Below are 14,624 nucleotides of genomic sequence, written 5' to 3'. Positions count from 1 at the left end.
AGCAAAGTTTCAGCCTTCCGTGCGGTCCGCGACGAACGCGGGCCGCACGGGTCGGGTCCTCAGCCGCGAAGCTTGAGCCGGGCGCGCAGCTCGACCGGGACGCTCTCATAGACGGTCGCCGGGCGAATGTTCAGGCGCTCACGGACGGCCTCAAGCGGCTGTTCGAACAGGGCCTCATAGTCGAGCCCGGGCAGCCATCGCGCGGCCCGGCCATTGCGGTAGGCCTGCCAAACCGCACGGCGGGCCGGCACGGACGGCGCCTCGCGCTGCACCTCGCGGGCCGCGCCCCAGCCGATGAAGGCGAAGCCGAGATTGCGGGTCTGGGCATAGGAAAAGGACACCACGCAGGCCTCGCCAAGGGCGTCGGTCCCATAGCCGGTCAGGACATGCCAGACGTCGTGGACGTCCCGGATGCGGCGCGAGTACCAGATCACCGGATGCTGGGCGTCGACCAGCGGGGCAACCTTGCGGGCCTCATCGGCCAGACCTTCCGCCGTGAACCCCCGGGCTTCGCGGAATGCCCGGTAGGCCGCTCCCACGGACCCGGGCTCGAACCGTGACAGCCAGACGGGGTCGTCCAGCTTGTGGGCCAGTTCCTCGCGAAGGAAGGCCTGGCGGCCACCCTCGAGCGTTTTGAGCATGCGGTTGTAGCCGCGGCTGATCGAGCGCCCGGACAGGGCCCGCATTATTTCGAACACCTGGGTGGTGTCTTCCTTGTTGCGGATCAGTTTGCGGAAGGCGCGCAAAGCCCTGAGCGGCTCAAGACGCTGCGGGCGCAGACGGTCGAGCTTGTCGAAATCAACGGTGGCGGTCATGGGAGATGCCCTGTGCGGTGAGCGACTCTATATCGCTGAAAGTGCCCTGAGTGAACGGTGTTCATGTCACACCCCATGGCCGACAGGCCGCCGCCCGGACTATGGTTCCACGATGTTGAAGAAGCGCTCTGTCTCATTGTCCGGCCACGCCACCTCCGTGGCCCTGGAGGCCGAGTTCTGGGCGGTCCTGGATGGGATAGCGGCCACCGGCGGCCTGTCACAGGCGGGGCTGATGAAACGGATCGACGAACGACGCGGGCGCACGCCGCTGGCCTCGGCATGCCGGCTTCTGGCCCTTTCCTGGTCTACCGGCGATCGATCCTTCATCGAACCGGATGCGATCGATTGACACCTGACACGGGGGGCGCGGGTTCCGGCAGTCCGGGCTCCAATGGGACGACCTGCGGCCGCGTCGGCATCTTCGGCGGCCCGGGCCGTTCCATGCGCGGCAGGTCGATGTCTACGGAGACTTGCGGGCCGTCCGGGGTCCCGAACCCGCCGTTGGAAAAGACCACAAAGACGATGATCGCCAGCCCGGCAAGGATCCCGCCGAAGATGAAGGCCAGGCCGGCGTTGCCGCGGCGGGGTGCGTTGTTACTGTCGGACATGGTCATCTTTCCCGAGGCCTGGTGCCGGAGAAAACGGTAGCGATGCAGGGCGGTTCCGGCCGGGTGACGCATGCCCCGCTGACATCGGACGCCGTGCCCCTTATGTTCTCCCGATGAGTCTTCCCCCCGACCTCGGCCCGCCCCCTCCCCGCATCTCCGATCTGGCCCGTTCGCGGGGACCCGGTGGCGTCCCCGCGCCCGACGCTGACTATCTGGCCGGGCTGAATACCGAGCAGCGCGAGGCGGTCGAGACGGTCGACGGCCCGGTGCTGGTCCTCGCCGGCGCAGGCACGGGCAAGACACGGGTGCTGACCACGCGGCTTGCGCTCATTCTGGCGACCGGACGGGCGCGGCCCTGGGAGCTGCTGGTCGTCACCTTCACAAACAAGGCCGCACGCGAGATGCGCGAGCGGATCACGCATCTGATCGGGCCCTCGGCGGAAGGGCTGCGCTGGCTGGGTACCTTCCACTCGGTGGCGGCACAGATCCTGCGCAGGCATGCCGAACTGGTCGGGCTGAAGTCGACCTTCACCATCCTGGACACCGACGACCAGGAGCGGGTCTGCAAACAGGTGCTGGAGGCCGAGGGGCTGGACACCAAACGCTGGACGCCCAAATCGCTGAGCGGCCTGATCGACCACTGGAAGAACCGCGGCTGGACGCCGGACAAGCTGCCGCCGTCAGAAGATTTCGCCAACGGCAAGGGCCACGCCCTGTATGCCGCCTACCAGGCGCGCCTAGTCAGTCTGAACGCCTGCGACTTTGGCGATTTGCTGCTTCACAACCTGACCATCCTCGCAAAACATGCCGATATTGCAGAAGATTATCGTCGTCGATTTCGCTACATCCTGGTCGATGAATACCAGGACACAAATGTCGCCCAATACCTCTGGCTGCGGCTGCTGACGTCCTCGACCGGGAACGTTTGCTGCGTCGGGGACGACGACCAGTCGATCTATGGCTGGCGCGGGGCCGAGGTCGACAACATCCTTCGTTTCGAGCGGGATTTTGTCGGAGCGAAGGTCATAAGACTGGAGCGCAACTACCGATCAACGCAGCACATTCTGGGCGCAGCGTCGGGCCTGATTGCGGCCAATCGGGACCGTCTGGGCAAGACGCTCTGGACCGAGGATGCCAGCGGCGACAAGGTGCGCGTACGCGGGGTCTGGGACGGCGAAGCCGAGGCCCGGCTGGTCGCTGATGAGATCGAGACGGCACGCCGTGCCGGCACCCCCTATCAGGATATGGCGGTGCTGGTGCGGGCCTCCTTCCAGATGCGGGCCTTCGAGGAGCGGTTCGTGCTGCTGGCCGTACCCTACAAGGTGGTCGGCGGTCCGCGCTTCTTCGAACGCGCCGAGATCCGCGACGCCCATGCCTATCTGCGGCTGATCCTCTCCGAGGACGACGACCTTGCCTTCGAGCGGATCGTCAATGTGCCCAAGCGCGGCATCGGAGACACCTCGATCCAGAAGGTGCTGCAGATCGCGCGGCTGTCGGGGGTCTCCGCGATGAGCGCGGTACGCGACCTGATCGTCTCGGACGAACTGCAGGCGCGGACACGAACCGCCCTGTCCAACTTCGTACGCGACATCGACCGCTGGCGGACCTTCGCCCAGACCACGACCCACTGGGAGCTGACAGAAACCGTGCTGGAGGAGAGCGGCTACACCGACATGCAGAAGGCGGACCGGGCAACCGGGCAGACGCGGCTCGATAACCTCAAGGAACTGACCCAGTCGATGCAATCGTTCGAGACCCTGCCCGCCTATCTGGAGCATGTCTCGCTGGTGATGGATCTCGACCGCGGCGGGTCAGACGATGCGGTGCAGATCATGACCCTGCACGGGGCCAAGGGGCTGGAGTTTCCGCTGGTCTTCCTGCCGGGCTGGGAGGAAGGCGTCTTCCCCAGCCAGCGCAGCATCGACGAGAAGGGTGAAAAGGGTCTCGAGGAGGAGCGCCGCCTGGCCTATGTCGGCGTGACCCGGGCCAAGTCCGACGCGCGAATTTCATTCGCGGCCAACCGGCTGGTCTACGGCCGATGGACCTCGCAACTGCCCAGCCGGTTCGTCGACGAACTGCCCATGGCCCACGTCGAGGCCGAGAGCGACACCGGCTACTATGGCGTCACGCCCGGCATGAAGGACGCCAAATCCCGCTGGGACGAGATGCCGACCTTCGGGGCCGGCTATGCCTCACCGGGCTGGAAACGGGCACAGTCGTTCACGGCCGGCCGGGCTCCGGCCGCCAGGCCTGCCCGACATACGCTGATCGAGGGCGACGGCCGCCTGCTGGCCACGGCCGATCCGAAGGCCGGCGGGGACTGGTCGAAGGGCCAGCGCGTCTTCCACCAGAAATTCGGCTACGGCGCGGTCACGGCTATCGAGGGCAACAAGCTGCTGATCGATTTCGAAAAGGCGGGCGAGAAGAAGGTGATCGATACGTTTGTGGAGAAGGCATGATGAAGGCGTCCCCAACCCTTCGTTAAGCCCGTTGCCCGACCTTGGGCGCGTGCGCGAATCCCCTCCAGACGCGGTCCTGACCGAGCCGGCCCCCAGCATCTGGGAACGGCTCATATGCGGCGTGATCATCGCCATGCTGACCGGGGCCCTGATCGGGCCAGTGTTCGCGCCGACGCAGCTGGAGACGCCGATTCTGCGCCTGGTGTGGCTGCCCGCCTATGCGGCCATCATCGGCATGCTGATCTATCGCATCGACCGGCTGTGGCGGGCCTGGCCCGCAATGATCGCCATCGTCGCCCTGGTCGGGCTGGCCTTCGCCTCGCGCTACTGGTCGCTTGATTTCGCCACCACCATGCGCCGGGTGATCGCCCTGGCCATCAGTTGTGGGTTCGCCCTCTATCTCGGCGCGGTCTTCCGCGGGCCGCATCTTCCGCGCCTGCTGATGCAGACGACGCTGTTCATGGCGATCGGCAGTCTGGTGATGATCTTCGCCTTCCCCGCTATCGGCGTGCACCAGGCCGACAATGCCGGCCTCTGGCGCGGTCTCTGGTACGAGAAGAACCAGATGGGGGCCGTCATGGTCGTCGGCGCGACGGCTGCCGCGGCCTGCCTCGCCTCCCCTGACCCACGCCGGCTGATGCCGACGGCTGCGCTGGTCCTGTCCAGCGGACTTGTCCTGGCGACCCAGTCCAAGACCTCGCTGCTTTGCCTCCTGGTCGGTCTGGCCGTGATCGGCGGTTTCTGGAGCATGCGGCGCGGCGGCGCGGCCTTCTCGGTTGTGCTGGTCTGGACCGCCGTGGTGCTTGGCGGGCTGATCCTCTGGATCTGGGACACCCATTCCGTGGCCGTGCTCGAGGCCCTCGGCAAGGACCCGTCGCTGACCGGCCGGACCGAAATCTGGGACAGCCTGATGCGCAAGGTCGCCGACCGTCCATGGACCGGCTACGGCTACGGAGCCTTCTGGGGCCGGATCGGGGAATCAGCACCCGCAGACTGGGTGCGCAAGGAGACGGGCTGGATCGTGCCGTCGGCACACAACGGCTGGATCGATCTGCTGGTTCAGCTCGGCTGGCCGGGCACCTTGCTGGTCGGGGGCCTGCTGACCGGGACGGCGGTGACCGCCGTCCTGAGATCTTCAGGTTCGGGCGTGCGAGAGGGCTGGTGGGCGTTGAGCTACCTGGCCGCCTTCACGGCGCTGAGCTTCTCGGAAAGCATACTGATGGCGCACCAGGGGCTGCACTGGGTTCTGTTTATCGCCGTGTTGACGCGCGCCACCCTGCCGTCACCGTCGGCCGTCCCCGGGCCGCTTGTGGAGAAGCGCCGTCGGGCCTACCAGACCGGCTCCCGAATCGTCTCACAGTATGGATATGGGTCCCAACGCCGCGCCTTCCCTGTTCGATGATCTGCCCGAGCCGCAAGGCCCGGTGCCGACACCTGCGACCCCTCCGGCAGACCCCGCCCTGACACCACAGGCCGTGGCACCGCGGCCGGAGCCTGCCCCCCCACGTGCCCCTGCTTCCGCGGCTCCACCGATGTCCGGCGACTATTCGGCCTCCTCGATCGAGGTGCTGGAGGGTCTGGAGCCGGTCCGCAAACGTCCCGGCATGTATATCGGCGGCACCGATGAGCGGGCCCTGCACCACCTCTTCGCCGAGGTGCTGGACAACGCCATGGACGAGGCCGTGGCCCGCCATGCGAAACTGATTACGGTCGATCTCGACGCCGAGGGCTGGCTGTCGGTCAAGGACGACGGCCGCGGTATCCCCGTCGATCCCCACCCTAAACATCCGGGCAAGTCCGCACTGGAGGTGGTCATGACCGTCCTCCACTCGGGTGGCAAGTTTTCCGGCAAGGCCTATGAAACTTCCGGCGGTTTGCATGGCGTCGGTGTCTCGGTCGTCAACGCCCTGAGCGAGCGGCTGGATGTCACCGTGTGGCGTGACGGCCATGAATGGAGCCAGTCCTTCAGCCGCGGCCTGCCGCTGGGCTCGATTGTCCAGGTCGGGCCGTCGAAGAAGAAGGGCACGCTGATCCGCTTCAAGCCGGATGAGCAGATCTTCGGCGTCGGTGCAGCGTTCAAGCCGGCGCGCCTTTTCCGCATGGCCCGCTCCAAGGCCTATCTGTTCCGCGGTGTCGAAATCCGTTGGACCTGCGCCGCCGAGCGGATCACCGACCAGACGGCGGCCGAGGCGGTCTTCCACTTCCCCAACGGCCTGGCCGACGCCCTGGCCGAACGGATCGGCGAGCTGGAAACGGTAACGCCCGCCTTCGCCGGCCGGGTCGAACGCAAGGGCGAGGCCGGTGCGGTCGAATGGGCCGTGACCTGGAGCCCGATCGGCTTCGGCGAAGCGGACGGCTTCGTCTCTTCCTATTGCAACACCGTCTCGACCCCGGACGGGGGAACCCATGAAGCCGGGTTCCGGGCGGCGCTGGTCAAGGGGCTCAAGGCCTATGGCGAATTGACCAATGAAAAGCGCGCCGGACTGATCACCGCCGAGGACGTGATCGCCAACGCCGGCGCGCTTATCTCTGTGTTCGTGCGGAATCCGGAGTTTCAGGGCCAGACCAAGGACCGCCTCTCCTCACCCGACGCCCAGCGGCTGGTCGAACAGCTGATGCGCGATCCGCTGGACCACTGGCTGACCGAAAGCCCGAAACAGGCCAACACCCTGCTCGGCTTCGTCATCGAGCGGGCCGAGGACCGCCTCAAGCGGCGCAAGGACAAGGAGGTCCAGAGGGCCCAGGCGACGCGCAAACTTCGCCTGCCCGGCAAGCTGTCCGACTGTTCGCGCCAGACCGCCGAGGGAACCGAACTGTTCATCGTCGAGGGCGACTCGGCCGGCGGTTCGGCCAAACAGGCGCGTGACCGGATCACCCAGGCGATCCTGCCCCTGCGCGGCAAGATCCTGAACGTCGCCTCGGCCACGGCCGACAAGCTGCGGGCCAATATCGAACTGTCGGATCTGGCGCTGGCGCTCGGTGTGCAGCCGGGCAGCCGGTTCAATATCGAGGACCTGCGCTACGAGCGGATCGTCATCATGACCGACGCCGACGTGGACGGTGCCCATATTGCGGCGCTGCTGATCACCTTCTTCTATCGCTCCATGCCCGAGACCATCCGTCAGGGGCGGCTGTTCATGGCCCTGCCCCCGCTCTACCGGATCAGCGCCGGTCCCTTGAGCGAGTATGCGCGCGACGACGCCCACCGCGACGAACTGCTGGCGACGGTGTTCAAGGGCAAGAAGACCGAGATCGGGCGGTTCAAGGGCCTTGGCGAGATGATGGCCTCCCAGCTCAAGGAGACCACCATGGACCCGAAGAAGCGCACCCTGGCGCGGGTCACGGTGCCCGCCTCCGAGGACGAGATCGAGGACCTGGTCGAGCGGCTTATGGGCAAGAGAGCCGAGGCCCGCTTCCAGTTTATCCAGGACAACGCCCAGTTCGCGGTGGCCGATCTGGACGTTTGACACCCGCCGAAGAGGGAGTTCGAAGATGCACCGGGGATCCTGCCTCTGCGGAGCCGTCACATTCGAGGTCTTGGGCGAACTCCCCCCTCCCGATGCCTGCCACTGTTCCAACTGCCGCAAGCAGTCTGGGCATTTCTTCGCCTCGACGGACGTTCCGAAATCCTTGCTCCGGGTCGAAGGCGAAGGCCGGGTGGCCTGGTACCGATCCTCCGAGAAGGTGCGCCGCGGCTTCTGCGCGACCTGCGGCTCGACCCTGTTCTGGGATCCGGTCTTCCGGGACTGGATCGGAGTCGCCATGGGGGCTTTCGACACCCCGACGCAGACGACCCTTGGCGTGCACATCTTCGTCGCCGAGAAGGGCGACTATTACGAGATTGCCGACGGCCTGCCGCAAAAGCCGGGCTAAGCGGCCCTCAGCAGTTCGCCGGCACCCCGTACCGGGTGATCACCGCGGGCGAGTCGCCGTCATCCTCGACCGAGATCACGGTCATCCGGTCATATTCGCAGTCGGCCATCTCCGACGGACCGGTCTCGCCCAAGGCGCCGGCGATGAGCGGAATGGTATTGCTGTGCCCGACGACCAGAACGACGGCGTCATCAGGCAAGGCTCGAACACGGTCTGCCACCCTGCGAACGTGGGCCTCGGTCCCGCCCTCGAACGAGATCACCTCGGGATTGATGGCATGGGCCTCCGCAGCCGGACGAGCCGTCAGCACGGTGCGCTGGAGCGGCGAGGTCAGGACATGGGTCAGGTCGGCGTCGCCCAGCGCGACCGCCAGATCGAGCGCGCGACGCTGGCCCGCCTCTGAAAGGACCGGATCGGCACTGGCATCCACCTTCTCGGCGTGGCGAACCAGGATGACGGTCTGGGCCAGGGCCGGACCCGCGATCAGGAAGGCCACAGCGGCTGGCAGAAGGCGTTTCATGATCCCGTTCCCCGTTTCGACCCAGACTGGCGGGCGGCGCAGCAGCTGTCGAGCCGTCAGTGAGCCCTCGGGTTTCCGGACAGGGCAAAGGCCGGCTCGCCACTGACCTCGGCATAGACAGAGCCGAGGTCCTCAAAGACCCGGTTCCAGGCGAAGCGTTCGACGGTGCGGGCGCGCGCGGCGGCCCCCAGGGCCTCGATATCGCGGGCGAACAGCGCCTCAATGGCGGCCGCATAGTGACGTGGATCGGCGCTCTTCGCCAACTGCCCCACCGTGTCGTCGACCGTCTCTTTCACCCCGCCGGCATTGACCCCGACGACCGGACGACCGCAGGCCATGGCCTCGAGCACGATCAGTCCGAACGGCTCCTTGTCATTGGCATGCACGAAGGCATCGCAGCTGGCGATGATCCTGGCCACGGCCTTTGGATTGGCCTCGTAGGGGAGCGAGATGACCCGCTCCTCAGCCGGCATGCCGGCACCGGCACCGACCAGGATCAGATGATAGGGGTCCCCGAGGGCCTGAACGGCCTGGATCAGGACATCGATGTTCTTCTCGCGGGCCGGGCGACCGGCGAAACAGAGCAGGCGGGCGGACGCCGGCAGGTTCAGCTTTTTCAGCAGCCAGTCCCGGTCACCACGATCCGGCCGGAACGTGTCTATCTCCACGCCCAAAGGCCGGATGACGATGTTGCCGACCCCGGCCTCTTCCAGACGCCGGGCGATATACCGACTGGGCGAGACCACGCGGTCGAACTGGCCGAAAAGCCTGGCCCAACGCTTCTCGACCGGCTTCTTGGCCCATTCGCCAAAATGCAGGGCGGCGAGGCCCGCCGGGTCGGAGTGGCAGAAGCCCACAACCGGGCAACCGGCCCGCTGACCGGCCGCCAAGGCGCCCTGCCCCGGCGTATAGGGGTCGCCGGCCTCGATGATTGACGGGTTGAGCGAGGCGACCCAGGCCGCCCAGCGGCTGACCGAGGTGGGCCAGCGGTAGCCGTCGCCGAAGGGCAGTTTGGTGGCATGAAGCTGGACAATACCGTCGTCGCCCGCCTTGTGATGTGCGCCGGGCACCACCAGTGAATGGGCCACGCCCGGGCGGTTCGCCTCCAGCCAGGACTTCTTGGACAGGAGATAACGTTTCACGCCGCCCGATCGCGGGGCGTAGAGCATGGTGGTGTCGACGAGTCGGGGCCGACTGTCCTCGCCGGCCGCCTTGGTCGCCGCAAGGGTTTCCGAAACCTCCTCGTCCCAGCCCGGAAACAGGCGCAGCTCGCCTTCCTGTACCTCGAGTCCGGCGAGCGTCATCAACTCCCGCTCCGCCGCGCTGACGCTGGCGGATCCGACGCGCCGGACCCGTCTCTGGATGCGGCGAGCCTTGCGGACCTTTGACATGTGCGACTTCAACATCAGCGGCCCGTAACCCCCACGACGACGAAGCTCAAGCGCTGTCCGTCGGCGGAGCGTCTTCCGAGGGCGAAATGCCCCGTCTGGCGAGGGCTTCACGCAGCAGACATTCGACCTGGGCGTTGACCGAACGGAGCTCGGCGGCGGCCAATCGCTCGACCGCCGCCATCACGCCGGAAGAGGCGCGCATCAGAAAAGGCTTCCTGGGTCGGGCCATATCAGCCGTACAGGGTGCCCGTATTCACGACCGGTTGGGCCTCGCGGTCGGCGCACAGAACCACAAGCAGATTGGAGACCATGGCCGCCTTGCGGTCCTCGTCCAGATCAACGACGCCGCGCTGATTGAGGTCGGCAAGGGCGCTCTCGACCATACCGACGGCTCCCTTGACGATGAGGCGACGGGCAGAGAGCACCGCCTCGGCCTGCTGGCGCTTAAGCATGGCCCCGGCGATCTCCGGGGCATAGGCGAGGTGCGCCAGCCGCGCCTCGTCGATGGCCACGCCCGCAACGCTGACCCGACCCACCAGTTCCTCGCGGAGCCGGCCGGCCACGTCCTCGGCGTCGGCCCGCAAGGTCAGTTCGGGCACGTCCGTCTCATCGCCGTGGTCATAGGCATAGTGGGACGCGATATCGCGCAGGGCGGTATCCACCTGGATGTTCACAAACGCCTGATAGTCATCGACATCGAACAGGGCCTGGGCGGAATCCTGCACCCGCCAGACGACGTTGGCGGCAATCTCGATCGGACTGCCGCGCCGGTCATTCACCTTGAGCTTGTCGCTGGTCAGATTGCGAACCCGGAGGGAGATTTTCTTGCGGGTGTACCAGGGCAGGACCCAGCGCAGACCGGTCTTGCGGTCCGTGCCGCGATAGGACCCGAACAGCATGATCGCCATGCCCTCGTTGGGCTGGAGCGAGTAAAGGCCACAAACCAGCAACAGGCCGACAGCCGCTGCGGAAAGACCCGGGAACAGAAGCACGGCAGAGTCGGGGTTCTGGGCAATGATGATCGGCCCGGCGGCGAGAAGCAGCAACCCGATCAGCAGCATCAGAAGGCCGTTGGCGGAGTTGGCCGGGCTTTCCGTGGATCTTGAGTGTTCGTGGGACATCGTTCGCTCCGAAAGTCGATATGGAAGTGATATCATATCGATTGCGCAAAACGCAATATCGAAGCTTGCTGAATGCGCCCCGCCTGCGCGTTCGGCCTTGCATTCGCCTCAAATTCGAGAAACTTGAGGCAGTCCAGCACGGTCCCTGATAGAAGGCCGTCGGCGTCTCTGCGTGTGTCGTCCACAGGGGTTTGTACCGAATGCGTATTCTACTCGCGACCGCGGTTGCGATCGCCCCCCTGATGGCGGCTACCGGTGCCATGGCCGAGGTCGTGATCACGACTGTTCGGACCACGCCCATTACGACCTCGAACGCAGGCGGCACGGGCGTTGCCGACGATATCCGGATTTCCGGCAGCGGCGGCATCACGGTCGTGACCGGAACGGCCGTGATCGTGAACTCGAACCACGACTTCACGATGGAGGGCACAAGCTCGATCACGATGTCGCCGGCCGCCAACGGCGCGACGGCCGTGCTGGTGAACGCCGGCGTGACGTCCGATGTCACCATCGGCGCGACGATCCTTGTCGCAGACACGATCGAGAATTACACGGACTCGGACAGCGACGGCGATATCGATGGCCCCTGGGCGACCGGCTCGGACCGGTACGGTATCCGCTACGCGGCCGGCGCTCCGGTTACCGGTAACCTGACGGTGAGTTCGCTCGGCACCATCGGTGTCGACGGCAACAACTCCTACGCCATTTCGATCGAGTCCGGTCTGATCGGCAATATCCAGTCGCAAGGTGCCATCCGCGTTTATGGCGATAACTCCGTCGCCGTCCGGACACTGGGCACCGTCTCCGGCAATGTCTCCCTGCTGGGCTCCGTCACCGCGCGCGGCTTGAACACCTCCGCCGTGTCGATCGGCGGCAACGTCGGTGGCCGTCTCACCCTGCAAGGCGAAATCAACGCCACCGGTTACCGCTATACGACCCTTGGCAATGACACCTTTGTTTCACGACTTGACGCCGACGACCTGCTTCAGGGCGGCCCGGCGGTCCTCATTGCCGGCAGCGTGGCCGGCGGCGTGGTCGTCGACCGCCCCCCGACCGACACGAGCCCCACGAATACCGACGAGGACTCCGACGGGATTGCCGACAGCACTGAAGGCACCGGTAACATCAACAGCTATGGCGCTGCCCCCGGCATCATCGTGGCCTCGGCGACCCAGTCCATCACGCTCGGTGTCGTGGGCACGGGAGATAATGCCTATGGCTTCATCAACCGCGGCACGATCACGGGCCAGGGCGTCTATAAGGGCATAGCCGCAAATGGCGTGGTCTTCGGCGGCAATGCCGGCCGGACGGTGAGCATCACTGGCGGTGTTCGCAACCAGGGCACCGTGGCCGCTCTCGCCAACGGGGCGAGCGCCACCGCCTACCGCTTCGGCACCGGAGCCACGACCCCGCGGTTCGTCAACGACGGCAACATTACGGGCGGCGTCGCCAGCGATGTCGCCGCCAATGCCACGGCTATCCAGATCGACGCCGGAGCCTCGCTGCCCAGCTTTGTCAACAATGGCTCCATCCTGGCTTCGGCCGGCGGCGGCACAGCGAATGTGACCGCCATCAACGATCTCAGCGGCACCCTGGTCTCGATCACCAACAACCGTTCGCTCCAGGCCACCCTCAACGCGAATGTCGCCGGCGATGCGGTGACAGGCTCCACGACCGCCATCAATGTCGCCGCCAATACGACCGGCGTCACCATCATCCAGGCCGGCATCACGGCCACGCCCAGCGCGCAGGACCCGGACACGGACGGCGATGGCGTTCCTGACAGTGCTGAGCCGATCCTGGTCGGGGACATACGGCTCGGAGCCGGCGCAGACACGGTCGATATCCGCAACGGTATTGTTTTCGGTGACATCTATTTCGGCCGCGGGGCCGACACCCTGTCGATCTCCGGTGGGGCCATTGTCCGTTCGGCCCTGTCGGATATCGGTGGCGACCTTTCCATCAACGTCACCAACGGCACGCTTGATGCCCGCCAGGCGGCTGCGTTGAATGTGACCAGCCTGAACGTGGCCCGGGACGGCGACCTTATCATCACGGTCGATCCCGCCAACAGAAGGGCGGGCGGATTCAATGTGTCCGGGGCCGCGACCTTTGCCAACGGGGCCGGACTCGGCGTCCGGTTCACTTCACTTCTGGCAGAGTCCCAGCGGTTCACCCTGATCAACGCCGCAACCCTGAATTTCGGTTCGCTTGATCTGAGTTCCATCGAGGCAAACTCGCCCTATCTCTACATGGTCTCCGCCGGATCCAATGTGCCGGCGGGACAGGTGTTCGTCGATGTACGCCGACGCAGCGCTGCAGAGGCGGGGCTGATCCCCGTCGAGGCCGCGATGTTCGACTCCTTCTATTCGGCCATCGGCGGCGCCGGCGCGGCAGATATGCGCGGAACCTTCCTGGCCCAGACCGGGCGGGCGCAGTTCATCGACCTCTATGAGCAACTGCTTCCGGACCATGCCGGTGGCCCCCTGCTCTCCCTGTCATCGGGCGTCGATGCCGTGACGCGCGCCCTGACCGGCCGCAACGCTTCCGCTGCTCCCGGCGAAACCAGCGCCTGGGTTCAGGAAATCAATTTCTACGCCGACAAGGACAAGACCGACACCTACGGTTTCCGCTCGGAAGGGTTCGGCGTCGCCGGTGGCGTCGAGCGTGGCTCCGACCTTGGCGCAGTCGGCATTTCCCTGGCCTTCACCTCATCCGATCTTGAGGATCCGGAATCGGCAGCAGAGGAAGTGCTCTCGGCCAATCTTCTGGAGTTGGGCCTCTACTGGCGCGCGCAAGGCCAGTACTGGACGACCTGGGCGCGGGCAGCGGCCGGCTATGCATCCTTCCAGTCCGAGCGCCGCTTCGTCGGTGCGGGGCAGAACCTGTCCAATGAATCGGACTGGAACGGCTTCACCCTCGCGGCAGCCGGCGGCGTCTCCTACCAGCGTGAGTTCGGGCGTTTCAGCATCCGACCCGAAGCCTATGCCGAGTTCTTCTCCCTCAATGAGGAAGGCCACGTCGAAACGGGCGGTGGTGATGGCTTCGATCTGTCGATCGACGACCGCAATGGCCATCTGTTCTCGGCGACTGCGGCCATCAATGTCGGGATGTCGATGGGCGAGAACAGCTGGCTGCGCCCCGAAATGCGCGTCGGCTGGCGCCAGAACATCTCGGTCGATCCGGGTGAGACCATTGCCCGCTTCCGCTCCGGCGGTCCGGACTTCACGCTCGACGGCGGGTCGATCGAGGGCGGTGGCCCGATCGTCGGCCTGCGCCTGAACATCGGTAACGAACTGGGCATGCTGTCCATAAACGCCGATGCCGAGATGATTGAGGACTACATTCGCTACATGTTGTTCCTGCGTGCCAGCTTCCGGTTCTAAGGAACGGAAAGCCTGCGCGTTTCGTGAAGATGGGCGGCTAGCTCAGCTGGTCAGAGCACCTCGTTTACACCGAGGGGGTCGGGGGTTCGAACCCCTCGCCGCCCACCAGCCCTGCAGGCCCGGCCCGACCCGGGCCAGGCCGTCGCGCCTCGATCGTCAACCTCACCAGATGGCCCAGCGGATTCACAGGAAGGCAGTATGATCAGGACGATCAGAACCAGCGGGATCCTTGCCGCTGTAATCAGCGCGAGCCTGATGCTCCAGGGCTGTCTCGTAGGGGCGGTTGTCGGTACAGCCGGTGCCATCGTCGGCGGAGCAGCCCAGGCCACCGGAGCCGTGGTGGGTGCCGGCGTCGATGCCGTGACGACCTCGGATGAGGAGACCCGGGCCAAACGCGAACGTGAGCAGCGCCGTTGCGAACAGCGCCAGCGCCGGGGTCGCGACTGCTAGG

General features: G+C 66.0%; 13 protein-coding genes and 1 tRNA gene. 8 read left to right on the top strand and 6 right to left on the bottom strand.

Annotated features, from left to right (window positions below; translation table 11 throughout):
* Positions 1-59: 59 nt before the first annotated feature.
* The gene (locus Q0053_RS05220; protein WP_298097001.1) at positions 60-815 is read right to left on the bottom strand and encodes a Coq4 family protein; all 756 of its coding nucleotides are present in this window, start codon (positions 813-815) and stop codon (positions 60-62) included.
* Positions 816-927: 112 nt separating this feature from the next.
* Between Q0053_RS05220 and Q0053_RS05215 the strand changes: the two genes are divergently transcribed.
* Entirely contained in the window at positions 928-1,164 is a 237-nt protein-coding gene (locus tag Q0053_RS05215) for a ribbon-helix-helix domain-containing protein (RefSeq protein WP_298096999.1), read from the top strand.
* On the opposite strand, the gene Q0053_RS05210 is transcribed toward Q0053_RS05215, so the two are convergent.
* Positions 1,139-1,495 carry a hypothetical protein gene (locus tag Q0053_RS05210; protein WP_298096997.1) on the bottom strand — a complete coding sequence of 119 codons (357 nt, stop codon included), beginning with the start codon at positions 1,493-1,495 and terminating at the stop codon, positions 1,139-1,141. The two genes, Q0053_RS05215 and Q0053_RS05210, sit on opposite strands and share 26 nt — an antisense overlap.
* 41 nt (positions 1,496-1,536) lie before the next feature.
* Here Q0053_RS05210 and Q0053_RS05205 point away from each other — a divergent pair, with 41 nt between their 5' ends.
* From Q0053_RS05205 to Q0053_RS05190, 4 genes are all read left to right on the top strand, one after another.
* The gene (locus tag Q0053_RS05205) at positions 1,537-3,882 is read left to right on the top strand and encodes an ATP-dependent helicase (RefSeq protein ID WP_298096996.1); all 2,346 of its coding nucleotides are present in this window, start codon (positions 1,537-1,539) and stop codon (positions 3,880-3,882) included.
* 49 nt (positions 3,883-3,931) lie between these two features.
* Positions 3,932-5,284 carry an O-antigen ligase gene (locus tag Q0053_RS05200; RefSeq protein WP_298096994.1) on the top strand — a complete coding sequence of 451 codons (1,353 nt, stop codon included), beginning with the start codon at positions 3,932-3,934 and terminating at the stop codon, positions 5,282-5,284.
* Positions 5,285-5,414: 130 nt separating this feature from the next.
* Positions 5,415-7,349 (top strand): DNA topoisomerase IV subunit B, encoded by a 1,935-nt coding sequence (gene parE, locus Q0053_RS05195; RefSeq protein ID WP_298096992.1) that lies wholly within the window; start codon positions 5,415-5,417, stop codon positions 7,347-7,349.
* 25 nt (positions 7,350-7,374) lie between these two features.
* The gene (locus Q0053_RS05190) at positions 7,375-7,755 is read left to right on the top strand and encodes a GFA family protein (protein ID WP_298096991.1); all 381 of its coding nucleotides are present in this window, start codon (positions 7,375-7,377) and stop codon (positions 7,753-7,755) included.
* A gap of 7 nt (positions 7,756-7,762) precedes the next feature.
* Here the strand turns inward: Q0053_RS05190 and Q0053_RS05185 are convergent, their stop codons facing one another.
* From Q0053_RS05185 to Q0053_RS05170, 4 genes are all read right to left on the bottom strand, one after another.
* A complete protein-coding gene (locus tag Q0053_RS05185) occupies positions 7,763-8,275 on the bottom strand; it encodes a histidine phosphatase family protein (protein WP_298096989.1) in 513 nt (170 codons plus the stop codon).
* 56 nt (positions 8,276-8,331) lie between these two features.
* Complete coding sequence (locus Q0053_RS05180; protein WP_298097061.1) at positions 8,332-9,579, bottom strand: glycosyltransferase; 1,248 nt, start codon at positions 9,577-9,579, stop codon at positions 8,332-8,334.
* A 133-nt stretch (positions 9,580-9,712) separates the two neighbouring features.
* Positions 9,713-9,868 carry a hypothetical protein gene (locus tag Q0053_RS05175; RefSeq protein WP_298096987.1) on the bottom strand — a complete coding sequence of 52 codons (156 nt, stop codon included), beginning with the start codon at positions 9,866-9,868 and terminating at the stop codon, positions 9,713-9,715.
* 28 nt (positions 9,869-9,896) lie between these two features.
* A complete protein-coding gene (locus Q0053_RS05170; protein WP_298096984.1) occupies positions 9,897-10,787 on the bottom strand; it encodes an SPFH domain-containing protein in 891 nt (296 codons plus the stop codon).
* Positions 10,788-10,987: 200 nt separating this feature from the next.
* Here Q0053_RS05170 and Q0053_RS05165 point away from each other — a divergent pair, with 200 nt between their 5' ends.
* The 3 genes from Q0053_RS05165 (at position 10,988) to Q0053_RS05155 (ending at position 14,623) form a co-directional block, all read left to right on the top strand.
* A complete protein-coding gene (locus Q0053_RS05165; protein WP_298096982.1) occupies positions 10,988-14,173 on the top strand; it encodes an autotransporter outer membrane beta-barrel domain-containing protein in 3,186 nt (1,061 codons plus the stop codon).
* 31 nt (positions 14,174-14,204) lie between these two features.
* A tRNA-Val gene (locus tag Q0053_RS05160) sits at positions 14,205-14,281 on the top strand.
* A 90-nt stretch (positions 14,282-14,371) separates the two neighbouring features.
* On the top strand, positions 14,372-14,623 hold the full coding sequence (locus tag Q0053_RS05155) for a hypothetical protein (protein WP_298096979.1): 252 nt from the start codon (positions 14,372-14,374) through the stop codon (positions 14,621-14,623).
* The last annotated feature ends 1 nt before the right edge of the window (position 14,624 follow it).

The organism is Brevundimonas sp. (assembly GCF_027487935.1).
Classification (GTDB): domain Bacteria; phylum Pseudomonadota; class Alphaproteobacteria; order Caulobacterales; family Caulobacteraceae; genus Brevundimonas.
This window is presented reverse-complemented; position numbering and strand designations above follow the sequence as displayed.

What these genes read in the sequence shown, in the direction of transcription:
- Q0053_RS05220 (WP_298097001.1), bottom strand. Translation starts at nt 815, where the DNA reads ATGACCGCCACCGTTGATTTCGACAAGCTCGACCGTCTGCGCCCGCAG.
- Q0053_RS05215 (WP_298096999.1), top strand. Translation starts at nt 928, where the DNA reads ATGTTGAAGAAGCGCTCTGTCTCATTGTCCGGCCACGCCACCTCCGTG.
- Q0053_RS05210 (WP_298096997.1), bottom strand. Translation starts at nt 1,495, where the DNA reads ATGCGTCACCCGGCCGGAACCGCCCTGCATCGCTACCGTTTTCTCCGG.
- Q0053_RS05205 (WP_298096996.1), top strand. Translation starts at nt 1,537, where the DNA reads ATGAGTCTTCCCCCCGACCTCGGCCCGCCCCCTCCCCGCATCTCCGAT.
- parE (WP_298096992.1), top strand. Translation starts at nt 5,415, where the DNA reads ATGTCCGGCGACTATTCGGCCTCCTCGATCGAGGTGCTGGAGGGTCTG.
- Q0053_RS05190 (WP_298096991.1), top strand. Translation starts at nt 7,375, where the DNA reads ATGCACCGGGGATCCTGCCTCTGCGGAGCCGTCACATTCGAGGTCTTG.
- Q0053_RS05185 (WP_298096989.1), bottom strand. Translation starts at nt 8,275, where the DNA reads ATGAAACGCCTTCTGCCAGCCGCTGTGGCCTTCCTGATCGCGGGTCCG.
- Q0053_RS05180 (WP_298097061.1), bottom strand. Translation starts at nt 9,579, where the DNA reads ATGACGCTCGCCGGACTCGAGGTACAGGAAGGCGAGCTGCGCCTGTTT.
- Q0053_RS05175 (WP_298096987.1), bottom strand. Translation starts at nt 9,868, where the DNA reads ATGCGCGCCTCTTCCGGCGTGATGGCGGCGGTCGAGCGATTGGCCGCC.
- Q0053_RS05170 (WP_298096984.1), bottom strand. Translation starts at nt 10,787, where the DNA reads ATGTCCCACGAACACTCAAGATCCACGGAAAGCCCGGCCAACTCCGCC.
- Q0053_RS05165 (WP_298096982.1), top strand. Translation starts at nt 10,988, where the DNA reads ATGCGTATTCTACTCGCGACCGCGGTTGCGATCGCCCCCCTGATGGCG.
- Q0053_RS05155 (WP_298096979.1), top strand. Translation starts at nt 14,372, where the DNA reads ATGATCAGGACGATCAGAACCAGCGGGATCCTTGCCGCTGTAATCAGC.